The sequence below is a fragment of the Candidatus Pacearchaeota archaeon genome (assembly GCA_035404185.1).
GTDB lineage: Bacteria > Patescibacteriota > Minisyncoccia > Minisyncoccales > Minisyncoccaceae > UBA2211.
The window spans coordinates 156,300-179,116 of sequence record DAONGN010000001.1; the positions used below are offsets into that span (position 1 = coordinate 156,300).

A 22,817-nucleotide genomic window follows, 5' to 3' on the forward strand; every position below is an offset into this window, starting at 1 on the left:
GTTAGTTCGCCTTTTAATTTTAAATCAGTAAATCCTACATGCAGGCAATTTTTTTAGACAAAGAAAAAATTAGGACAATGCTAAAGGACATTAAAGAAGCTGAGGGAATACCTGTTTATCCTAAAGGTAATGAAATTGAAGAAATAAACCAAAGCTTTATTGCAGAAAAAGAAGAAGCAATTCCTTCAGAGCCTAATTTACTAGAACCAGAAAACGCAGAAACAACGCCCGAAAAAGGTCCTCTTTCTGTAGAGGAAGAAACTAAAAAAGCAGAAGATCTTGCTTACGAATTAGCCCTTTCAACAAATAAAAGTGAGGATAATATAAAACAAAAAGTTTTACAAGAAGAAATTTATCCCGAAGAAAATACAGAAAAACCCGAAGAGGTACCTGTTACCTTTATGAATCCTCCTGAACCTGAACCACAAATTCCTGAGCCCGAACCTGTTTCAGAGCCAGAACCCGAAATAGAAAAACCACAAGAAGAAATTCCTGTAACTTTGCCAGTTGAAGAACCAACTCCTGACATCAAAGAGCTTGAATTAAATATGTCAGAAAAAATTCCTAGCGCAAGAGAACTGGGACTAGAAGAAGCTGAAAGAATACCAAGTGCCGAAGAACTAGGACTAGAAGAAGCAAAAGAAAAAAAAGAAGAGATAAACATTATTAATGAAGACGAAGAAAGACTAGCTAAAATATCTGAAGAAACCCTTATACTTGAAGAAGCTTTAAAGGATGTTAATAAAGAAAAAGCTCCATTTGAAGAAAGAAAAAAAGAGATTGAAGATGAAATAGGCAACATCAAAAAGAAATTAGAATTAGTTCTTGAAAAGAAAACCAGGATAGATGAAATAAAGAAAGATTTAGAAGAAAAAGAAGCTATTGCTAATACACCTGAAGAAAAAAGAGTCATTGAAAAAGAAAGGTGGAAGGTAGAAGACGAAAGAAATAATATTGAACAAGAAAAATACAATAAAGAAGACGAGATAAAATCATTAAAGTTGCAGATAAGAGAGTGTGATTTGAATGCTGAGAAAGTAATGGCTAAAGAAAAAGACACCCTTCTACAGTTAGAAGTCTTAAAAAGAGATAAAAATAGAATTATTCTTGGACAAACAAAGAAAGATTTAGAAGAAAGACTAGAACCGTTAAACAAATCTGTTGAAGATATAAAGAAAGAAATGTTTGAAAATACTAAACAAAGAGATAAATCAGACAAGGGATTGTCAGATATTGGATTAAAAGAAAAAGCAATTGAAGATGAAATTAAAATCCTAGAAAGAAGACAAAATGAAACAACTGATGAAATAATATTGAGAGATATTGAAATGAGAAGAAAAACTGCTGAAGAGAAAAGAAGAAGTCTTGAAAAAGATCGTTGGGAAATAGAAGATAAGGTAAGAGACTTTGAAGAAAATAGAAAAATCATCAAAGAAAAATATCAGGAAATTTCTTCCCAGATTAAACAAATCAAGGACGAACTACTAAGTATTGAAGAAAAGATAAAATAACAAGCATGGCCAAAAAACAAACCAGGAATTCTAAGCTATTAGTACGAGCGATAATAGTAATAATATTTCTCTTGATAGTTTTAGCCATTATTAAAATATTAAATATAATATGACACCAGAATTTATAGCTCAAAGAAAGAACGACCTAGAAGGAAAGAAGAAAGATTTAGAGGAACAATTAAGAACTTTTGCCAGTAAAACAAGTAAGGATAACTGGCAAACAGCTTATCCTCAATTAACCGACACTCCTGAAGATAAGGTTGATGAAGTAGAGGAATATGAAAATCTTTTACCAGTTGAACACTCTCTAGAAGAAAGCTTAAAAGATGTTAATGCAGCTCTAGAAAGAATAGAACAGGGGACATACGGCAAATGTGAGAACTGTGGATGCCCAGATTGTGAATGCGAAATACCAGAAGAGCGATTAATTGCTTTACCTGAAGCTAAAACCTGTAATACTTGCAAATGTAAATGTAATGAATGTAAAAAAGAAGGGGAATAGCCCTTCTTTTCTTATATCAAAAAACCGAATTATTATTCGGATTAATTAATTTAGTAAGAAATTTTACTACCTCTTCCGTATACAGCTAATAGTGGGTTAGACGATCCTCTAGTTTCAAAATGCAAATGAGATCCTGTTCCGCCAATGCCCCTAACGACATTACCAGTATTTCCCATATATCCAATAACTTGACCTTGAGAAACAGTAACTCCTGACTCTATTCCTCTAGCAAAGAAACTTAAATGAGCATATAAAGTCACAACTCCATTAGGATGAAGAATTGTAATATAGTTTCCATAAGGCCATTTATTCTTAGCGATTTGTATTTGTCCTCCAGCAGCAGCTACAATTGGGGTTCCAATAGCATTAGAAATATCAATAGCTGTATATGATGCTTTTCCATTTGAACTATATGAATAGTGAGCTCCTTGTGTAACCGTTCCAATGGTCGGAACGATAAAATATGAATTAGGTAAAACAACCTGGGCATAGTTCTGAGTTGTCGTATTTGTTGTCGGAGTAGTTTGTTTTGGCATTTTTCCATTAGGAATAATTAAAACATCTCCAATATATACATCTCCAGAAGAAGATAAATCATTGTAGCTAATGATATCATCTTTTTGGACACCATATGTCTTAGCAATTCTATCTATCGTTTCTCCTTTCTCTACCATATGAATAATACCGTTGACTGGTAAAATTAAAAGCTCTTGGCCAGGTTGGATTTTGGTACTATCCAATTCGTTAGCCAAGAGAATGGTTTCTGTTGAAATACTATATTCTTCAGCAATAGAAGAAAGAGTTTCTCCTTTTTCTACTACATGTTTAATAATATCTTTGCTAGTCGTCTCTTCATCAAACAAAGACCCTAAAGTCTCTGATGAAACAAACAGGGGAGAGGGCAAGGCAGATAGAATTTTCCCTTGTTCAAAAATTAAGTTATTAGTAATAGGTTGAAAGGCTGATTCAAGGGTTAAAAAGTTATTCTGAAGCTTAGAAATGCTCGTCTTAGAGGTATTTGCATCCTGGTTAAGGAATATATTGCCCCATACGCAAAAAAGCACAAAAAAGGCTAGAAATAACCTTTTTTTACCTATTTTGCCTATAACTTTCTTAATGTTTTTTTGAATAGAAATAATCAGAGCTGCAGGGTTTCTATTAAAAATCCTACAAAGTTAACAATTCATAATTCTACCTATATGTTATATATTTTAGACCTATCCACCCATATGTCAATGAAGTTTTCCACAAATACTCTCTCAATTTGACTTGAAGATTTATCTGATAATTATTAAACTTGACTTGAAGATTTATCTGATGTATAATTCAATAATAACCATATAATTACACATATGAATATTAAAAGAAGTCTATTCGAGGAAATAAAAAATCATCTTTCTAAAAAGGAAATTACTTTAATTGTTGGTCCTCGTCAAGTTGGAAAAACAACCATAATGGAGGAATTAATAAAGCATTTAGAGGAAAAAGGTGAAAAAACTGTCTTTTTCAACCTTGACTACGATTCAGATAAAAAACTATTCGATTCGCAGGAAAATTTAATAAAAAAAATAGAATTCGAAATAGGGAACAAAGGATACGTTTTTATCGATGAAATTCAAAGAAAAGAAAATGCTGGATTATTTCTTAAAGGCATTTATGATAGAAATTTATCATATAAATTTATTGTTTCTGGTTCGGGAAGTTTAGAGTTAAAGGAAAAAATAACCGAATCATTGGCTGGAAGAAAAAGAATGTTTCTCTTGCGCCCAATAAATTTAAAAGAATTGATAAATTTCAAAACTAACTACAAATACGAAGATAGAATTGACGAATATTTTGATGTCGAGCCTAAAAAATCAAAAATGTTTTTAGAGGAATATCTTAATTTTGGAGGATACCCCAAGATTATACTAGAAAAAGAACGTTCTGAAAAAAACAAAATAATGGACGATATTTTCCATAGCTGCATAGAAAAAGACTTATTGAGCCTTTTAAATATTGATAGGCCAGAAGCTTTTTCTTTAATGACTAAAATACTTTCAAGTCAAACTGGACAAATATTAAATTATTCAACGCTAGGAAAGCAAGTAGGACTAACTTTTGAACCTCTTAAAAAATATTTATGGTATGCTGAAAAAACTTTCCTCGTCGAGTTATCTTTTCCTTATTTCCTAAATAAACAAAAAGAAATCACTAAATCTCCTTTAGTTTATTTCCTAGATCTTGGATTAAGGAATTTCTCAATAGATATGATGGGGAAGATAGATAGTCCTGAAAAATTTGGCTTAATTTTCCAAAACTTCATCTTTAATGTTTTGAGAGAAAAAACTGAGGGGACGGCAGCAACAATAAATTTTTGGAGAACACTGTCAGGTTCTGAAGTTGACTTTATCATAAACAAAGGTAATGAAATTATTCCAATAGAAGTAAAATATTCAGATATTAAAAATCCGGACATTGAAAAATCATTAATAAGTTTTATTGAAAAATATGACCCTAAAGAAGCATGGATAGTTAATTTGTCACTTAGGGCTAATAAAAAAATAGGAAATACAAATGTAAAATTTTTACCTTATTATGATTTACTTAAAACAGGCTCAATATAGATTTATTTTATTCAAATCTGTTAAATAACTAGATAGGTAATAATATATTAATTAATGAACACCGTAAGACTCAAAAAAGGACTAGGCCAAAACTTATTAAAAGACAAAAACCAAATTAGGAAGATTATGGCTTCTATTAATCTTTCTCCTAATGATATTGTTCTAGAAATAGGTCCTGGACTAGGTGCCATAACCCTCGAAATGGCTAAAATTGCCAAAACTGTTTTTTGTATAGAAAAAGACCAGGAAATGGTTATAGCTTTAAATCAAACAATTAAGGAAGAAAATATTAAAAACGTAAAGATTATTAATGAAGATATCCTTAGATTGTTTATTAACGACAAATTAAACGTTAAAATTAAAAATTACAAAATTGTTGCCAATATTCCTTACTACTTAACTTCTGTTTTAATTAGAAATTTATTAGAAATCAAAAATCCACCTAAAGACATCTTTTTGATGATTCAAAAGGAAGTAGGGGAGCGTATTTGTGCTAAGCCAGGAGACATGTCTATCTTATCTATTGCTGTTCAATATTATGCTAACCCTAAAATACTATTTACTGTCCCTAGAGGTTGTTTCTATCCTTCTCCTAAGATAGATAGTGTTTTTATCCGTATCACTCCTAAAGGAATTGATAAAAATGATGAATTCTTTAAATTAATTAAAGCGGGATTTTCTCATCCCCGAAAACAATTGATTGGTAATTTGCATAATCAATTAAAGATAGATAAAGAGATAATAAAAAAATGGCTAGCAGATAATAACCTGAAGCCAGGGGAAAGGGCAGAAGTACTTTCTTTGCCTCAATGGGATTCTTTATTTACTTTACTAAAGAAAAAATTACAAAAGATTTAGGAGTAACTGTAGGACTACATTCTTTGTCGTTCATTTTATAAACGTAACTATATTGTGGGACATTAATGCAACCAGCATTGGTTTTTTTAATAAACTGACATCTTCCAGATCCATTTGCTGCCGCTGCTTTAAGCAATATTCCAACATTAGCTCCAGACTGAATTGACGTAATTTCTCCTACAAAATCCGGACAAGCTTCTGAAAGATTCTTAAATCCGCTTCCACCTTTAATAATGCACTTATTATTTTCTTTGCACTGAACACTGTAATTATCTGGTCTATATTTACAATCAATAGTATTGTAAATTGTGATATCACCTGCGTCTCCATTAGTTTTAAAGATAAGAATTGAAGCAAGATTATCTTTACCAATAGGAGGACTATTTTCCTTATCATTGGCAATACTCAAATCAGGAATATCACTAAGTGTATATGAACAATCTCCCCTTAGGTCTGCACCTGAACCCTTGTCACTGTTTTTTAAAGCAGCGAAGAGAACTGCTCCGAATTGAAATCCAGAAGGATTATTAAATCTGATCGATTCCGCTTTATTGTTAAAATTAATATTGCTAAAACTAGCCATTGTTTCCGTAACTCTTACTGGTTTTTCATTTTCACTTGAAACATAGTCAGGAGAGTCGTAAAGATAGACTCCTGATGCTTCAGGAATAACTACTTTCGTTTCAGGGGTCTTTTCTAATTGATCAATTTTAATGCTTGTTAATTGAGGATTAATGATATTTAAAATCATAAAAGAGGCAAGCAATATTGTTAACCCTAAAAAAGTATTTTTTATTTTATTCCTAGCACTTTCTAATTTTGCTGGTTCTCCGCGAGCAGAGACATATTCAATTCCAGCCATACATAAAACTGCTCCAGCAATAAAGGCTCCCGCAGCAATAGCTAAATTAAAAAAGTAAACAACAAATTGAGCTGCGGTAGTATTTTCATTAATATCAATTCCGGCAATCGTTGGATATTGTGTTGCCGCAAAAACAGGGAAGGAGATTAACATTCCAAAAAAGAGGAATAAAATTGTAATTTTTATTTTTTTCATTCTAACTTTTAGGTATAATTATAATAGATTTAGGATTTATTCCTCCGGTTGTATATATATTTGTACCTTCTAACTTAGAAAAACAATTTGACCCTTTTAAATATGTTGGATCAAAATATTTACAACGTGTTCCTGATGTTAATAGCGTCCCTGAACTACCTTGTCCAACTTCTGAGGTGCTTAAAACAATTCCAATATCTCCAGTGATTTCAAAAGACATAATAGTATCAGGACCAGCGCTATTGCCTTTGCCAAGTTTTATCTTACAATCATATTGATCAGATAAATCGTTTATATTTTGCAAACCCTGAACATCTCCATTATCTACTGGTATATGGCAAGCTTTAATTTCTGTTGCTGACGCTGTAGCATCTGATTTTCCACAATTATCTTTAGTGTATAGAATGACTTCTCCTCTCGATTTGGAAATAACGTTTTCATCAGGATTAACCGCAGCAACTATTATTGAAGAAACAGTGTCATTTCCAATTGTGTCAGAATAACTTTTACCATCATTAATACTCATGCTCATATCTGGAACATCCATTCCAATAAAAGCACACCTTCCTTCATAGTTTGGATCTTGAAAAACAACTGCATAATACATAGTTTCAATACCACTATCGTCCTCTTTCATTAAAATATTTCTTTCTATTGATTTTGTATAATTATCAAATTCCATTGATGTTTTAGATAGATCAGGAATACTAGTTGATGTAAATAGAGGAAAACTCTTCACGCCTGGCTTAAAACTGGTGCCATCGTATAAATAAATACCCGCTCTATTTAATACAAAATAAATTGATTTTGCTCCAGCTATATTTCCATTACAAGTTCCTTGAGAGCAATTAATTTCCGTTGGTGTTCCCTTATAATCAACTTCTGGATAAGTGTACACTTTAAATAAGTAATCTTTAGGAAACTTCCATGTTACGCTCTGAACTTTTCCACCAACACTTTTTTCAATATCTGTTAGATTAGTATCAATACATTTTTGTTTTTCCTTTCCTTCAGACGTTAAAACTTTTGCAATAATACCATGATCGCAATATAAATCATCTATTTTAACGGTAGTTAAATTATCGTTTATCGTCTTAAGAATCAAATAACAACCAACAAGAACGGCAATCCCAAAAAGAGTATTAACAATCTTACCTTTAGCTGACTCTATCTTGCTGGGATTTCCACTTGAGGTTACCCATTCTATCCCAGCCATAACCATCATAATTACCGCTGCAAGAGCACCAAGGGCTATGCCAAAATTAAATAAATAAATAATGAATTGGGCTGCGGTAGTATTTTCATCAATAGTAATGTTACCATATTGCGTTGCCGCAAAAACAGGAATAGCAAAAAAAGATAAAAATATTACTGCTGTTGCTGTTATTGTTTTAATCTTCATACGTATTAATATTATTGACAACAATAATAGTTGTCCATGTAATTTTTAGTAATTGTTAAACACCCTGGGTCGGTTTCGTCTCCCACACGATTAATATTATAAAAACATTTTTCTTTTTCTTTGGCAGTCAAGTTATCACTATTATAGGGATAACAATTAATATATGGAAGATCTCCTTCTTTCTTTTCATAGTAGGGAGGGAATAGGGGAAGGATAGTCAGACTAGTATTTGATGCTTCGTAACAACTCATAACCCTAACAGTACTGGAAGCTTCTTTGTATGGACGACTGTATCCCTTTACGCAACCAGTTAATCTTTCCCTTGAGTCTTTTAACATATCAAATAAATCAAACCTCTTTTTTAACTTTAGATCCTTACTTAATGTTGCATCACAAGTAAAATTACTAAGATCAAAAACCATATAATCAGGACAAACAGTTCCAATAAGATCTGATGTGGCGACACTTTCATACTCCTTCGGTTTACCATTCTCGTCTAAATCCTTTATTTCTCCAACCTGAGCTAATTCAAACAACATTGCTTCTCTTTCTTCCATTTTTTGGACATATCCTACTTTGCTTCTTTTTAATGCTCTTGAAGATTCTTCAGTGGTACTATCTGTCTCTTCAAAACAAGATCTCTCAACAACCCTGGTTTGATATAAATCTTTCATAAGCATACAAAAACTTCGATAAGGACAAGTCCAATAATCATCTTGAGGCACAAGCACTGCGGGACATATTAAGGTACAACATGTAGAACATCCTCCGTATTTCTTTATTGATTTTTTTGAACAAATAGTTGAATTACCAGTTCTATCCATTTCTTCCTGTTCTTTAATTTTGCAAGTAGTTTCTTTCGGCTCGCAATATTTACAACCATCGATGCTTACCGTAGGAGGGCAACAGTCTCCTTTACAAAAACAACTAGGATGCTCGCAAACATTTATTAAATTCGGGCTACTGTTAGTACAATTACTGCTATTACAATCATTAGGAAGACTAGCTACCGACATACCCGTATTATACATTCCTTGAACTTCTTCTTTTATCTTTTCTATCCTTTTTGATACTTCTTTCCCCCAAGCTTCAGAATAATCGACTGTTTCTCCGATACGAATCAATCCTCCATACATTTCATTGGCTACGTCTTTAGTTTCAATATTGCATGTATAATCAGTAGCGTCTGTTATCGCATTTTTATCTTTCATGTCTGCATTATATTCAGGACTGTAATAGAAAGTTGCTCCATCTCCATTGTATGAATAATATTCTTTACATTGTAAGGCCTCTGAAGCTCCTGTAGCTTTTGTGCATGCTTTGTCTTTATAGGTTGATTCCATCTCACAAACTCTTTCTTTTGCGTTTAGTTCATACTTTATATCTTTTTCAGGGCAAACCTTTTTTCCATCTTTATCGGTTGCTGATTTTACACAATTAGATTCTCTACAATATCTAGAAATATCAGTATCAACTTTGGGATCAGGTTTAAACGCTTCTTTCGTTACAGAAACATTTTCCATTGTTTGTACATAATTATATACCTCAGCTAGCGTTATTCTTTCACCATATGGTTCTTTCATCTTTAATTCAGCCTCTTCTAATGCTTTAATCTCTTTATCATAGTATTCCTTAAAAGAATTTAATCTCTTAATTCCTTCATTAATTGTTAAAAGATTAAATGGCTGTCTGTTTTTTATAAATGGTCCACCCTCGATTGATCCATCGTAACAAATCTCATCTGGTTTGCTGCCACCCATTAATTCTTTAATTTCCTGACTTTTGCACTCTATTGCTAGTCTATTGCCACAAGTATCATGATCATACTGCCTAATTTCTCTGCCGTTTACTGTGGCTATAAGTTTATATGGATTCTTTGGATCTTTTGTACATCCTTGTCCAGCAGCTCCACAACATTCGCAATAAGATGTGCCAGAAGGAGAAGGACAATCCCCAGTACTCCAAAATACTTCTCCAGGAACAGTATATGGAGGAAGGAAATCATAATAAGCTCTTTTACAGCTGCAGTTACCTTTAAGTAAAGAATTTAAGTCTGCGATTAATGTGTTTAAATGGACTTCCACTTTTTGTTTAATAGCATCATCTAAAAGTTTAATGCAGTAAAACATGTCTTTATCTAAAAGAGCATCTTCTTTATCTATCTTTCCATCTTTATTTCTATCAATTGTATTACCAATAATAAGATTACCACTATCATCAAGAGCCTTGTGCTCATATTCATAGCAGGGGACTAAGTTTACTACTGATGATGTGCCAGCTAAAATTGCTTCGGTTAATGTTCCAATTGGAATTTCTTCAAAACTATAATTCTTGGGCTTGTCTGTTTCTGGCGTAGGAGTAATTATAGGAATTGTTATACCTGTTTTACCTAAAGAAATATTTTCAACATTTATTATTCCCGGATTAATTGTTGTTAAAAGAATATAAGAAGTTAAAATAACAGTTAAACCAATAAGACTATTAATAATTCTTTGTTTAGCGCTTTGTATTTCAGAAGGATTGCCACGCGACTGAACTATTTTTATTCCAGCGGCAATAATAACGATAAAAGCTAAAACGGCTACTGCGCCTAGAGAAAAATTAAAAAGATAGATTATGTATCCTGAAAATTCCATTTTATTCTTCTTCTAAATTATATAACACTGACAATGTCCAAAAAGGAAGACATCCTAAGTAGGGAATTAGCTCTAAAATTGACGCAGTAAAAAATTTACTTGTTTTTCCAGTAAAGGCATTCTTAATGCCATTTATTGCTCCTTTTTTCCCTTGCTTATGTAAAGCTTTTTTCCCTCTCAATAATAGCCATGTGTTTATAAATGCGATGCCTATTATATCTGTTATTCCAAAGTCATCTAATCCAAAAAAAATTAAAATGATTCCTATCAAATCAAGCATTAATGCGAAAGGAAGCATGAAAAATGTTTCAGGAGTAAATTTAATATTAAACATACATTTTAATTATACTTTATCGTTTAAAAGCGTACAAGCTTGACAATATTACATATAGACATTATAATATATATAGAACCTTGGTAGTCTCGGAGAGTCTACAAAGTTCATCACAATTATATACATATTTGGAGGAATTAAAAATGAAGACTATATACGCATTTATTCTTATCGTAATCTGCATCGCAATTACGATTGTTGGCTGGAATGGATTAATGAAAACCTACTCTGCACAGTCTTCCTCAGACAATGGAAACAGGGACATAAGCACAGCAGATGGCATGAACTACTACTTGAACCGAATAAGTGAGTTCGACGATCACTCAGAAAAAAAGAATCCATTTGTTGCTCCAATAGGATCCACTGCCATAGGAATCGTTGGGGCTTGTTATGGAGCTTATTCTATAGCAAAAAACATGCACCCAAAATTACCTAAGGATTCGAAACCAATGGGAGGCTAATTTTAAAAATTATTCGCCCATTTTTTAATTCAAAAGTATTTACAGTTAAACATAAGTTATATATAATAAAATTAATATTATGTTTAAATTTAAAAAAATAAAAATAATAGCTTGTTCTTTATTTATTTTTTTAATAATTATTTTACCGTTAGGAAATATATTAGCGGCCGACCCATTTGAGAACATTGCTAATCTTTGGTTTATGGGACCAACTTCAATCCCTGCTGGAATTTTATTGACCGGACTTCAGTATGTTAATCTTCTACCAGAAACAAAAGAAGGAGGAGATATAAACAATCCGGTTGATTTTGTATTTTCGGGAATAGCAAAATTTGGATACACACTTTTATATACTGGATCTACCGCACTGCTAACGCTTGGACAATCATTATTGGGTTACGTTATAGATGGAAATTTTACAGGAATGGGCATAACAGATTTTAACACAAAAAGCCCTACTTATAATCCAGTCGTAGCAGAAGGATGGGGAATAGTAAGAAATATTGCCAATGCAGCATTAATAATAGGATTAGTTATTATTGCCATTAATATAATAATAGGAAGAGAAGAAAATAAAGCAAAAAAAACATTAGTTAATTTTATAATCATTGCTCTTTTAATAAATTTCACTCCTGTTCTTTGTGGATTCTTGATAGATGGTTGTAATATTGTAACAAAATCATTTATAACTGGTGGAATAAATCCAGCGTTTTCTAATTCAGTACTATCGTCTTTCGATGATATAAGAAAAAAAATTCCTAGTCAAAGTATGACTTTAATTTTTGCAGGAATAATTTTTTTAATATTTTCTCTTATTTCTTTTTTTATTTATGTTCTCTATGCTATTTTATTCGCCGCTAGATATGTAATCTTGTGGATACTTGTGATAGCTTCGCCAATAGCATTTGCAACAAAAGTTTTCCCACAATCAAAATATATTAGAAATATTTTTCCAAGCATTCTTTATTGGGATGATTGGATACAAAGCTTTGTTCAGTGGTGTACAATAGGAATACCTGCTGGATTATTCATATATCTATCAAATATGATGATAACTACGGCTCAAAAAACTCCAGCTCCAACAAGTTCAGGAAATATTATTACTGATGTTATTGGAGGACTTCTCATATACTTCATTCCTCTTTTGTTTCTTATTGCAGGATTTTTTGTCACTATATCTACGGGAGGACAAGTTGGTTCATTTGTCGGAGGTATTGCTACTGGCGCTTGGGCAATGAGTGGAGGAAAAATTGCAGGAAGATTAATGGGAGGAGTAAAAGATACTGCTGAAAGATCTCTAACTCTAGCAAAAGAAGGAATCGCTGGTACTGGAGGAGCAATACTTACAGGAAAAACTCCTTTGTCTTTCGAAAACAGAGAAGAAGGCAGAAGAACTCTTGATAAATTATCATTTGGGGCTCCAAGCGCTAAAGATGATAAAGAGGCTGCTCAAGATTATCTTAAAAAACATCCTGGAGCTTATGACTTTAAAACTAGAGAAGGATTAAAAAGAACCGAACTTAATAAAGATGTTGGAGAATATATAGATGGTGCAAAAACACCCGATGAATTAAAGGCCATCATTAAAGACATTGAAACTCTTGGAAGTCAAAAAACTAAAGATATGGCTGCTATTAAACTTGCAGGAAAAACCGATATACTGAAAGATGGCTATAGCAATTTTGTTAATAACACAGACAACAAAATTAATATAACAAATAAGATCGAAGGAATGAGCGCAAAAACTGCACAAAAAGATATTAGTGCTAAAGCTCTTGGTAATTATGATATATTTAAAAATCTTAATGTAAAACAGATAGATTATATTGCAGATCAAGGCTCTGAAAAACAAAGACAAGCAATGAAAGAAATGATTTGGGGAAGTGGCAACGCAGAGTTTGCAAAAAAAATGAGTGATTTAGTTTTAAAATCTCAAAATAAGGTTGCTGGAAAAACTTTTACTCCGAAAGAGATGGCTGAGGCAAAAGCAGAATATGATAAAAATGTAGAAAATATACAAGCACTTCTTAATAAAAAAATTGTATAAAATGTTAAACATTTTACCATTTGTAGAGGAGTTAGTAGATAAATATGAATTAGAAAAAGACATCATAGAAAATGATGAAATTTTAAAAAACAAATTATCTGGAGTGAATGATTATTCAGAGAGAGTTTTTATTAAATTTCTTTACAGCGACGAATTAAAAAACTCTATAATTAATGATATCCCCCTAAATACTCCTTTTGCCAAAATTAAAAAAATAATAGACGGTTTGATAAATAAAAAAATAGACAAAGATAATTTATCATTGACGCTACAAAAAGAATTAGTGATATCTCCGGAAATTTCGGAAAAAATATCCGAAGATATATTGGGAAACGAAGACATAATGAACGAAGTAATCGCTGTAAAAATTATTGAAAATGAAGAAGAAGGAGAGGACGGTCAAAAAATAGAACCAAAAAAAACAACCAAAAGTATTGGTTATGAATTGTTAAAGTAAAAAAATAAGGCTAGTCATCGTCATCTTCTTCGACAACGACTCCCGCCTTTTTAAGTAATTCTTTTTTTCTCTTACTTTCACTATCCGGCTGCGCTTTTTTTGATGATGAACCACTGCTTTTATTAGGAGCTGCTTGGTCAGCCATCATTTTACCTACAGCTATTATGGAAGCTAGTGAACCAAGCTCCCCAGTAGCGTTTGTTTCAAACTGGAAATATCGTCCCAACTCAGCTTTCCTGAGTGTCACCACGATAGCAAGATTATTTTCATAATCTTTGCCATATTTTTCCTGGAAAACTTCTGGTTGTTTTTCTTTGATTTCTCTTAATTCTCCAGTATTTACTCCTCGTTGAGAAGCTGTCATTTCCACTGCAGTTCCAGTAATTTCTTGTGCTAGTTTGTATGCACTAGCACGAGCCCCAATTTCGGTCACAACTTTTTCTTTTTCTGCAGTGATCTTCTTTGTGGTCAGTTTTCTGTAATTTTCATCAGGATCCATATTTTTAATATTGAGTTTGCTCAATTTAATGCCACAAGTTTTTATTAAATCATCGAGCATTCCTCCTTCTTCCCAGTCTCTCATCATTTTTTCACTGAGAGCTGATTTTATTTTCGTGCCACCTGATGAATTATCTGAAAAACACCCAGACGTAGCAACAAGTTCATCGTAAGACTGCCTTCTTGTTTCGTCCCTTAAATAGCTCCATATTCTTGCAAACACAATTTGGAATGGATTTTGAACCTTAGTTGCAGCCGCAATGTCTACGATTTCTAAAACCACTGAGAAGCCCCAGGCAATTGGCATATTGTCTTTATCTTCTGCTTTTTTAAGAGTAGAAGAATAAATATCTGGACGAACCAAGATGTAGTCCATTTCTTCTGTTCTTGTAAGATCTTCTCCCTCCTCATTCGTACTTGTCCATGTAAATTTACGGAAGGGGATTCTGTATAAAGGCCATAGACCGATAAAATGAATTCCGAAATATCTAGGAAAAAATCCTGGACCGTCTTCACAATCGGTTGCATTGCGAACTTTAAATCTACTATCAAGAACATGGTCTAAGAAAACCAATATTGCAGAAACAAATGTTCCTCCTCGATAAATTCGCTTTGCTGTTCCTTCCTCTATAAAAGTAAAATTAACATTGTTGGGTGCCATCACAAAGATACTTAAAAAATAGAACACAATGAGCGTAACAATCAGTGAGATTATGACGCTTATTATGCTTAAACCCATAACAACGATCGGACCAATCAGGGTCGCGAGCAGAGCAATGGTGGTCGACAGAAAAACGATACTTTCTTTTTCAGTATGGTACTTAAGTAACATTTCTTTCACTCCTGTAAATCTGAATATTTTAATGTAAAGGGTTCAAATTACGTAAACGTAATATCCTTTGGCTCCGCCAAAGAACAATATTATTATGTACTATTTATATATATTTGTCAATGTTGACACAATCACCCTAAAACACCATAATACTACCAGTTAATAATCTTTTAAAAAAGTCTTACTGGAGGAAAGGTTATGATTAACATTGCACTAATTAGCCAAGGATGGCAAACAAGAACAACGATTACAAGCATTTTATCAACATGGCTATCGAACAATGATTCATCTCTAAAAAAACGGGGTAATCATAATGATACTCCATTAAAATGACCCAAAAGGTCTTTTTTTTATAACAAATTTCATCTATTTTATTTAAAAAGACCACTTTCTCCCTTATTTTTAAAATATTGACGTACAATCCATTATATTATATAGTAAAAATGGACGAGGGGAATAATCCTCAATGAGTTCTTTAAAAATTAGTAATTTTGAGAAGTCTCAAGCTCAAAATACAAAAATCCATAAAGAGCGTATTGAATTCAGAACTAAAGAAAAGGAGGTATCATGACAGAATATTCTATCCCTAATGATGATCTTCAGATCCTCGACGAAGGAACAGATTGCGGAACAAGGACCGGCAACGTTGGAAAAGACGGTTGCGGGTACTAAAATTCTTCAATTTTTATTTTTTGAGGTTGTTATCATGATTAAATGGTCAATGTTTAATTTCTTCATCGATGATGGCGCTTACTTAATTATAAAAAATACTCTTACTGCTTCTGTAGTAAGAATCAGTAAAAAATTAAAAAACGAACTAGATAGTTCATTGCTATTAATTAATTATGAGCATCTCTTCAATCTTAAGGATCCAACAAGGCAAGATTTAATTGTCAAAAAACTTTTAGAAAAGGGCTTATTGGTAGATTATGCGATAAACGAAAAGCAAAAATATAAAAAATTATTCTTGAATTATCGAAAGAAAGATACGGTGTTTGCTATCTATCTCGCTACAACAACAGATTGCCAATTAGACTGCCCTTATTGCTTTGAAGGAAGAGAAAAGAAAAAAGATTACATGTCCATAAAAGAAGCTGACGATATTGTTAGATGGACCTCTAAATATCTTGATCAAAACATATGTAGTAAATTAAGAGTGGTTCTTTATGGGGGAGAACCATTATTAAATAAAAAGATTATCAAATATATCCTACCGAAATTTAAAGATATTTCTGACAAAAATTTCATAACTCTTGAGGTCGGTATTTTAACAAATGGTGAATTTTTAAATTTTGAAATGGGTAAATTTCTAAACGCTTACAATCTTGATAAAGTCCAAATTACCATTGATGGTCCAGAAAAAGTTCATGACTCAAGAAGGTTTAGAAAAAAAACAAAAAGGGGGACTTTCCAAAAAATAATTAACAACATTATTTGTTTGCTTGAAAATAATTTTGTCTCTAGAGTAGACATTAGAATCAATTTTGATATACAAAATATAAATCGTATCCCCGAACTATTTGATGTTTTAAAATCAAAAGGGGTAGGAGACAAGGTAAATTTATCTTTTGGAATAATAACCCCAACTATTCCTACTGGCCAAAGAAGTTATTTTAAAGAAAATGGCCTTAAACAAGTGGATAATGCAGAAAAATATATATGGCTTTGTTCTGAGGCCAAAAAAAGAAACCTTAGGATTCCTAAAGAATTCTTAGCAGGACCTTGGTGTATGGCAAGAAAAATACATTCAGCCGTTGTTTTACCTAAAGGCGGCATACTAAAATGCATTAGTCTTGTTGGAAGAGACAAATTTATTTTTAACGACATATATAACCATGTAAACCTTATAGATAAAAGGTTTACAAACTTTAAATATATTGATTATTGCTTAAATAGTAACTGTCCATTTGTCCCTATTTGTGGTGGCGGATGTAGATTTGAAGCATACTTGTCAACAGGAAGTTTCTCAAAACCACACTGCCAGAAACAATTAATAGAAAACATTAATAAAGGATTGATCATCCTTAATTACAAATAACCAATAAATAGGTTATTTTTTAATATTTATCTTTGTGGTATATTAAAAACATGGAATACAAACAAAACATATCTTGGTATAAAAATGACTATCTTTATAAATCTTTGGCTAAAAAAGAGTCTCTTCATTATAATTTTTATTTTTTAAAAAATTCTTTAGCTGAAAAAGATATTAAAAAAATTGTAAAACTGAAGGAAAAACATTATAAAAAAATACTGTCTTGGTTAAATTTAAATAATACTAGAAAAATTGATTATTATATATATTCGTCATTAAAAGAAAAATCTTCTTTAATGGGGGATAATAGTCCAGGCAATGCTATCTGGAAAAAATTAAATACTTCTAATGTTCCTCAAAAATTTGAAATACATTGTGTTTACAATAAAAGCTGTAAATTTATAGGAGAACACGAGGACACCCATTTACTATCTTTGCCTTGGGGATTATCAATCTATTTATTTTGTGAAGGATTATCGCAATATATGGAAAATAACTTTATGGGAGAAAAATTAAATATTGCCGCTATAAAATTATTAAAAAATGGCAATCTTTATCCCATTAGATATCTTTATGATAATAAAAATTGGGAGAATGTAAAACAGATTATTATATATCCCCAAGCCGGATCATTTACCAAATTTTTAATAAAAAAATACGGTAAGAATAATTTTAAACATCTTTATCAAAATACTTCAAGAAAAAATACCGTAACCTTTAATTTATTAAAAATTAAAAAAATATATCGTAAAGACATAAAACAACTTGAAGAAGAATGGATAAATTATCTTAAAACAACTACTAAAAGTTAATTTCTATTAAAGATAAAGAATATTCACATCTTTTTGTCAATATTTAAACATTGGACATATTTTGTTAAGATATTAATATCATGAACGAAGAACAAATAAAAATACTATTAGAAGAATTAGAAAACGACTTACAATCAGCCGAGTCTTCTGTTGCTATAACAAAAATATGGCATAAATATTTTAGCGACACCGGATCTTTTAAATTATTAATAAAAAAAATAAAAGATTTACCAATAGAAGAAAAGAAAACAACTGCTTTGATAATTCAGCAAGCATATAAAGAAGCTCAAGAATTATTTACTGAAAAAGAGAAGTCAGTAAAAGGAGGGGAGTTATCAGGAAATATTAAATCTCAATCAGAAGACATTAATCCAACTGCCCCTAAAATAGGACATTTACATCCTATATCAAAAACCATTAGAGAAATGAATGAACTTTTCGTCAGTATGGGCTTTAGTATTATGGACGGACCAGAAATAGAAACTGATGAATTTTGTTTTCAAAGATTGAATGTTCCTGCTGATCACCCAGCCAGAGACATGCAAGATACTATATATATTAAAGAACCTGATTTTCTATTAAGAACTCAAACTTCTTCAATTGAGGCTCAAGTTTTAGCTAAATACAAACCTCCCTTTAAAATTGTTTGTCCAGGAAGATCATATAGAAATGAAAGTGTAAATAAAAGCAATCATTTCGTCTTTCATCAATATCAAGGGGTAGTTGTTGCAGAAAAAGCTAATATGAAAGACCTCTTTGGCACTTTTCAGATTTTATTTAAAAAAATGTACGGAGATGATGTGGTTACTAGGTATAGAAATAAATACTATCCTGAAGTTGAACCAGGAGTAGGTCCAGACATGCAATGCTTCAATTGCCACGGTAAAGGCTGCCCGTTATGCAAGGGTGTCGGTTGGATTGAAATGGGAGGAGCGGGAATCATCCATCCTAATGTTATGAAAATGGCTGGACTCGATACTAAAAAATGGGTTGGTTTTGCTTTTGGATTAGGACTTGATCGTTGGGTCATGGCCAAATACAAGATTACAGATATTAGAACGTTACTAGGAGGAAACTTAGGATATAAATATTACGAAAATGAAAGTATTATATAGTGAGATAAAAGAATTAGTTCCAGGATTAAAAGCAAATCCTAAAGAAGTAGGGGAAACTTTGACTTTGACCGGATTCATGATGGATGGCTTTACTGAAATTTTATATAAAGGAAAGAAAGACTATTTATTAAGTTTAGAAATCAGACAGAATCGCGCTGATTGTCTTTCGGTTATCGGTCTTGCTCAAGAAGTAGCCGCTTATTACAATTTGAAATTAAATATTCCGACCGTAAAGCCAATTAATAAAAATACTAAAAAGCTTGATATCAAAATTGAAGCAATAAAAGAAACTAAAAGGGTTTTAGCGATTAAGATTGATAATGTTAAGAATATTGAATCTCCAATATGGCTTAAAGAATATATGTCTTTTTACGGTTTAAACAGCGCCGGACTATTGGTTGACCTTTCTAACTATGTGATGATGGTAACTGGATATCCGTCTCATTTGATTGATTTTGATAAAACAGAAGGGCCTATTTGTTGGTCTATGAATAACAGCTTCAAAGAAATAACTACTTTATTAGGTTCAGTTACCAAACTAAATAATAATGAAATCATTATTAGAGACAATAATAATATTTTAGCTTTAGCAGGAATCATTGGAGGCAAAACTGACAGCATTGATATTAAGACAAAATCCATTATTGCCGAAATCGCCATTTATGACCGTTCAATTATCAGGAAGAATTCAAGAAGTTTAAATATTACAACCGAGGCTAGTAGAAGATTGGAAAAAGACCTTGATCCTAATGGAGCTGATTACGCAATGAAAATGCTAGTTTCTTTAATTATAAAATATGCTGGAGGACAAGTTGTCAGTTCTTTGTTCAGCTACTATCCTAAAAAATACGTTTCTCCTAAGATTCAATTTGATAAAGAACTACCGAGTAAATTAGCCGGAATTGAAATAAGTCCGAAAGATACATTAAAAATATTGAAAGGATTAAATTTCCAAATTATTTCTAAAAACAATAAATTAACAGTTATTCCTCCGACTTCAAGAATGGACGTATCTTTACCTGAAGACTTGGCTGAAGAGGTGATAAGGATATACGGATATAATCATATTCCAACCAACGAAACTCCTTGTTTGGAAATTGTTAAAAATATCACTCCTAAAAATATTATCTTATCAGAAAAGATTAGAGATATTTTAACGGCCTTAAGATTTGATGAAACACTATCTTGGCCGTTAACCCAAGAGGGGATTAATGACAAATTCAATTATTTCGATTTAAAAGAAATAACCACTCAAAATTCGGTTAATGATCTGTTTCCCAACCTAAGACAATCAATGGCTCCAGGATTATTAAATCAAATGAATGAATATTTCAAGAAAGGAGTTGAATACATTGATATTTTTGAAATAGGAAAAGTCTTCGGAGAAAAGAACAAAAATTACTTAGAACATGATTCTTTAGGAATATTGTCAGCAACAAAAAACAATACCTTCCCTCAATTCAAAGATAAGGCTGAATCATTATTGAGATTGCTCGGATTTGACGATGTTAAATACTTTAAATCTAAATCAAAACCAAAGACATCCAATCCTGAATCTTGCTGGGATGTCTTTGTTAATAATCAAAATATCGGCATTCTTTATAAATTGACTCCATCAGAAACAAAGCTTAACATCTACTTTGCTGAAATTGATATTGAAAGGATTACCAAAATGTTAACCAATGTAGACAATAATCCGGTGGTGGAATTAACTCAAAAATTAATTCCTTTAGATGTAAATATTGAACTAGATGAAAAAGAATCAATCTTTGAATATTTGGATAATTTAGAGAAGAAGATAAACAAAAAGAATATTTGGAGTATTAATATTGCTGACATTTATCAAATGAAAGGGAAAAAGAGATATACCTTGAGGGTGACTTACGAAGAATTATCTGACAAAGAAGCTAAAGATACTCACCTTAAAACATTCGGGCTAAACAATATAAATTAATTAAAGCTCCTTTAGTGAAAGCTTTTCTTATGGCTCAAATAAGCGAAAATTCCTACAATTTTTATAAAATTTTAATTCCAAAATTTTTTAATTCTTCTGCAAGTCTATTTATTGGTAAACCCATTGCATTAAAAAAGTCACCATCAATTTTTTCTATCAGAATAGCTCCCATATCTTGAATAGAATATCCGCCAGCTCGTTCTAGTGGTTCGCCAGTTTTGATATAGGCCTCTATCGTTTCTGGAGACATTTTCTTCATAAAAACTTTGGTTGTTTCATGAAAGGAAACCATGTGATTATTACTAGTATCAATAATTGTAACACCTGTAATAATATTGTTTTCTCTTCCGTTTAACATATTTAACATTTCCCTAGCTAATACTTCTGTTTTAGGCTTACCTAAACATTTATTATTATAAACAACAAAAGTATCAGCGGCAATAACTATTGCATCATTGTTTTTGTCGGTAACCGACTTCGCCTTACCTAAAGAAAGATATTCTGAAAGTTCTCCAGGAGACATCTGTAAATTCATGTCCTCTTCATAATTACTTTCCTGAATGTCAAAAGAAAGACCAGTTTTTAAAAGAATCTCTTTTCTACGAGGAGAAGTTGATGCTAAAACAATTTTCTTCATATTCAAAAACAAATAAGATTTGCTATAAGTATATTCTTTCTCATAATTTTTATCAATATAGGCTAATCCAAAATTTATTCCAAGCCTATATAGTCGTTTAAGGTATATTACACGACGAACATGGCATACCTAAAACCAAAACAAGAATATGCTGATTTCTATGACCGCTTAACGGTTGATTATTGTCGGGAAAAGGAAAAAGAATTTGAGGATATAAGGAAGGCGAAAAATAAAAAGGTTCCGGAAAAAGACATTGCAGAATATCTAGACGTTTTAAATAAATTCCTTGCGTTAGGAATGTATTGTATTATTGGCGACAAATATGAACAAAAAGAGAAAACTATTAAGGAATGAATGGAAAGAGATAGGAAGAAAGATGAAAAGCTCGAAAACGCCGAACCTCCATTGGGAATAAAATGCTTGGTTTGTGGTAGTGAAATGGATCCTAATTTCAGAGACCTGTTCGGAAGTGAAGAGCGGGTCATATTTATGTATGACTGCCCGAAAGGATGTCATCGCAGAGCTTTCTATGTGGGCGGAGAAGAATATATCCCAAAACATCTTGATGGAGATATAGACTTATCAATTCCTGAAAAGAAACCCGATCCTGATTTCCTAAAAGATAGGGAAAGGTTTTGTCTTACAGAAGAAAAGGGAAGAGAGTATATAACAGCAAAGGAAAGTATAGAAAAATCTACCGAGCACATGAGAATGCTTGATGAAAAAGAGAAAAATCAAGAAGCTCTATCTAAAATAGAAAAGCTAACAGCTTTTGAATTAGAAAAATTCCTTTCACCTAAACTAGGAAGGCAAGGATATATGGGTTTTAAGTTTGGAACGCCAGAAATAGGGAAGGAGGTCTTTTTACCTTTTACCGTTACCGATACTCATCCAAGAGGAGAAAGAGAAAGCTCATATGACCTAAAAAGGCTTGTCCATAAGGTATTAGAGGGTGTAAACTGGAGACTAATGAGTGATGGCATCTCTTATCGTGTCGGAATCCTTTCGGGAAGGTTGAGAGCATATGAAAAAGATGAAGATATATTAAAATTAATTAAATGAT

At 31.9% G+C, this 22,817-nt stretch carries 20 protein-coding genes; 13 read left to right on the top strand and 7 right to left on the bottom strand.

Going from position 1 to position 22,817, the window contains the following annotated elements; genetic code table 11:
• Positions 1 to 38 precede the first annotated feature (38 nt).
• The gene (locus PLD14_00890; protein HPR79755.1) at positions 39 to 1,511 is read left to right on the top strand and encodes a hypothetical protein; all 1,473 of its coding nucleotides are present in this window, start codon (positions 39 to 41) and stop codon (positions 1,509 to 1,511) included.
• Positions 1,512 to 1,620: 109 nt separating this feature from the next.
• A complete protein-coding gene (locus PLD14_00895; protein HPR79756.1) occupies positions 1,621 to 2,013 on the top strand; it encodes a TraR/DksA C4-type zinc finger protein in 393 nt (130 codons plus the stop codon).
• A 50-nt stretch (positions 2,014 to 2,063) separates the two neighbouring features.
• Here the strand turns inward: PLD14_00895 and PLD14_00900 are convergent, their stop codons facing one another.
• Positions 2,064 to 2,876 carry a M23 family metallopeptidase gene (locus PLD14_00900; protein ID HPR79757.1) on the bottom strand — a complete coding sequence of 271 codons (813 nt, stop codon included), beginning with the start codon at positions 2,874 to 2,876 and terminating at the stop codon, positions 2,064 to 2,066.
• A 489-nt stretch (positions 2,877 to 3,365) separates the two neighbouring features.
• Here PLD14_00900 and PLD14_00905 point away from each other — a divergent pair, with 489 nt between their 5' ends.
• Complete coding sequence (locus tag PLD14_00905) at positions 3,366 to 4,619, top strand: ATP-binding protein (GenBank protein ID HPR79758.1); 1,254 nt, start codon at positions 3,366 to 3,368, stop codon at positions 4,617 to 4,619.
• 54 nt (positions 4,620 to 4,673) lie between these two features.
• Complete coding sequence (gene rsmA / locus PLD14_00910; protein ID HPR79759.1) at positions 4,674 to 5,477, top strand: 16S rRNA (adenine(1518)-N(6)/adenine(1519)-N(6))-dimethyltransferase RsmA; 804 nt, start codon at positions 4,674 to 4,676, stop codon at positions 5,475 to 5,477.
• Here the strand turns inward: rsmA and PLD14_00915 are convergent.
• Genes PLD14_00915 through PLD14_00930 form a run of 4 tightly spaced genes read right to left on the bottom strand, consistent with a single transcriptional unit; the run spans position 5,443 to position 10,906 of the window.
• Positions 5,443 to 6,534, bottom strand: a complete 1,092-nt coding sequence (locus tag PLD14_00915) for a hypothetical protein (protein HPR79760.1) — start codon at positions 6,532 to 6,534, stop codon at positions 5,443 to 5,445. The genes rsmA and PLD14_00915 overlap by 35 nt on opposite strands.
• Before the next feature lies 1 nt (position 6,535).
• The gene (locus tag PLD14_00920) at positions 6,536 to 7,936 is read right to left on the bottom strand and encodes a pilin (protein HPR79761.1); all 1,401 of its coding nucleotides are present in this window, start codon (positions 7,934 to 7,936) and stop codon (positions 6,536 to 6,538) included.
• 11 nt (positions 7,937 to 7,947) lie between these two features.
• Complete coding sequence (locus PLD14_00925; GenBank protein HPR79762.1) at positions 7,948 to 10,572, bottom strand: pilin; 2,625 nt, start codon at positions 10,570 to 10,572, stop codon at positions 7,948 to 7,950.
• 1 nt (position 10,573) lies between these two features.
• Entirely contained in the window at positions 10,574 to 10,906 is a 333-nt protein-coding gene (locus tag PLD14_00930) for a hypothetical protein (GenBank protein ID HPR79763.1), read from the bottom strand.
• Positions 10,907 to 11,034: 128 nt separating this feature from the next.
• Here PLD14_00930 and PLD14_00935 point away from each other — a divergent pair, with 128 nt between their 5' ends.
• From PLD14_00935 to PLD14_00945, 3 genes are all read left to right on the top strand, one after another.
• Positions 11,035 to 11,367, top strand: coding sequence for a hypothetical protein (locus PLD14_00935; GenBank protein HPR79764.1), 333 nt, complete (start codon positions 11,035 to 11,037; stop codon positions 11,365 to 11,367).
• Between the two features lie 79 nt (positions 11,368 to 11,446).
• Positions 11,447 to 13,414: a hypothetical protein gene (locus PLD14_00940; protein HPR79765.1), complete on the top strand. Its 1,968-nt coding sequence runs from the start codon at positions 11,447 to 11,449 to the stop codon at positions 13,412 to 13,414.
• Position 13,415: 1 nt separating this feature from the next.
• Positions 13,416 to 13,871: a hypothetical protein gene (locus PLD14_00945; GenBank protein HPR79766.1), complete on the top strand. Its 456-nt coding sequence runs from the start codon at positions 13,416 to 13,418 to the stop codon at positions 13,869 to 13,871.
• Between the two features lie 10 nt (positions 13,872 to 13,881).
• Here PLD14_00945 and PLD14_00950 read toward each other — a convergent pair whose 3' ends face one another.
• Positions 13,882 to 15,201, bottom strand: coding sequence for a hypothetical protein (locus PLD14_00950; protein HPR79767.1), 1,320 nt, complete (start codon positions 15,199 to 15,201; stop codon positions 13,882 to 13,884).
• Between the two features lie 646 nt (positions 15,202 to 15,847).
• Between PLD14_00950 and PLD14_00955 the strand changes: the two genes are divergently transcribed.
• The 4 genes from PLD14_00955 to PLD14_00970 all read left to right on the top strand — a co-directional run bounded on the left by PLD14_00955 (position 15,848) and on the right by PLD14_00970 (position 21,117).
• Entirely contained in the window at positions 15,848 to 17,239 is a 1,392-nt protein-coding gene (locus PLD14_00955; protein ID HPR79768.1) for an SPASM domain-containing protein, read from the top strand.
• A 50-nt stretch (positions 17,240 to 17,289) separates the two neighbouring features.
• Complete coding sequence (locus PLD14_00960) at positions 17,290 to 18,048, top strand: hypothetical protein (GenBank protein HPR79769.1); 759 nt, start codon at positions 17,290 to 17,292, stop codon at positions 18,046 to 18,048.
• Positions 18,049 to 18,128: 80 nt separating this feature from the next.
• Entirely contained in the window at positions 18,129 to 19,163 is a 1,035-nt protein-coding gene (locus PLD14_00965; GenBank protein HPR79770.1) for a phenylalanine--tRNA ligase subunit alpha, read from the top strand.
• Positions 19,147 to 21,117: a phenylalanine--tRNA ligase subunit beta gene (locus tag PLD14_00970; protein HPR79771.1), complete on the top strand. Its 1,971-nt coding sequence runs from the start codon at positions 19,147 to 19,149 to the stop codon at positions 21,115 to 21,117. Before PLD14_00965 ends, PLD14_00970 begins: the two co-directional genes overlap by 17 nt.
• A 61-nt stretch (positions 21,118 to 21,178) precedes the next feature.
• On the opposite strand, the gene PLD14_00975 is transcribed toward PLD14_00970, so the two are convergent.
• Positions 21,179 to 21,754 carry a Maf family protein gene (locus PLD14_00975; protein ID HPR79772.1) on the bottom strand — a complete coding sequence of 192 codons (576 nt, stop codon included), beginning with the start codon at positions 21,752 to 21,754 and terminating at the stop codon, positions 21,179 to 21,181.
• Positions 21,755 to 21,874: 120 nt separating this feature from the next.
• Between PLD14_00975 and PLD14_00980 the strand changes: the two genes are divergently transcribed.
• Together PLD14_00980 and PLD14_00985 are read left to right on the top strand one after the other, a co-directional pair.
• Positions 21,875 to 22,108: a hypothetical protein gene (locus PLD14_00980; GenBank protein ID HPR79773.1), complete on the top strand. Its 234-nt coding sequence runs from the start codon at positions 21,875 to 21,877 to the stop codon at positions 22,106 to 22,108.
• Positions 22,109 to 22,816 carry a hypothetical protein gene (locus tag PLD14_00985; protein ID HPR79774.1) on the top strand — a complete coding sequence of 236 codons (708 nt, stop codon included), beginning with the start codon at positions 22,109 to 22,111 and terminating at the stop codon, positions 22,814 to 22,816.
• Position 22,817 lies beyond the last annotated feature (1 nt).

Coding starts and splice junctions, on each gene's coding strand:
- PLD14_00965 (HPR79770.1), top strand. CDS start 18,129: ATGAACGAAGAACAAATAAAAATACTATTAGAAGAATTAGAAAACGAC.
- PLD14_00920 (HPR79761.1), bottom strand. CDS start 7,936: ATGAAGATTAAAACAATAACAGCAACAGCAGTAATATTTTTATCTTTT.
- PLD14_00890 (HPR79755.1), top strand. CDS start 39: ATGCAGGCAATTTTTTTAGACAAAGAAAAAATTAGGACAATGCTAAAG.
- PLD14_00980 (HPR79773.1), top strand. CDS start 21,875: ATGGCATACCTAAAACCAAAACAAGAATATGCTGATTTCTATGACCGC.
- rsmA (HPR79759.1), top strand. CDS start 4,674: ATGAACACCGTAAGACTCAAAAAAGGACTAGGCCAAAACTTATTAAAA.
- PLD14_00940 (HPR79765.1), top strand. CDS start 11,447: ATGTTTAAATTTAAAAAAATAAAAATAATAGCTTGTTCTTTATTTATT.
- PLD14_00905 (HPR79758.1), top strand. CDS start 3,366: ATGAATATTAAAAGAAGTCTATTCGAGGAAATAAAAAATCATCTTTCT.
- PLD14_00960 (HPR79769.1), top strand. CDS start 17,290: ATGGAATACAAACAAAACATATCTTGGTATAAAAATGACTATCTTTAT.
- PLD14_00975 (HPR79772.1), bottom strand. CDS start 21,754: ATGAAGAAAATTGTTTTAGCATCAACTTCTCCTCGTAGAAAAGAGATT.
- PLD14_00930 (HPR79763.1), bottom strand. CDS start 10,906: ATGTTTAATATTAAATTTACTCCTGAAACATTTTTCATGCTTCCTTTC.
- PLD14_00895 (HPR79756.1), top strand. CDS start 1,621: ATGACACCAGAATTTATAGCTCAAAGAAAGAACGACCTAGAAGGAAAG.
- PLD14_00970 (HPR79771.1), top strand. CDS start 19,147: ATGAAAGTATTATATAGTGAGATAAAAGAATTAGTTCCAGGATTAAAA.
- PLD14_00945 (HPR79766.1), top strand. CDS start 13,416: ATGTTAAACATTTTACCATTTGTAGAGGAGTTAGTAGATAAATATGAA.
- PLD14_00925 (HPR79762.1), bottom strand. CDS start 10,572: ATGGAATTTTCAGGATACATAATCTATCTTTTTAATTTTTCTCTAGGC.
- PLD14_00985 (HPR79774.1), top strand. CDS start 22,109: ATGGAAAGAGATAGGAAGAAAGATGAAAAGCTCGAAAACGCCGAACCT.
- PLD14_00915 (HPR79760.1), bottom strand. CDS start 6,534: ATGAAAAAAATAAAAATTACAATTTTATTCCTCTTTTTTGGAATGTTA.
- PLD14_00950 (HPR79767.1), bottom strand. CDS start 15,201: ATGTTACTTAAGTACCATACTGAAAAAGAAAGTATCGTTTTTCTGTCG.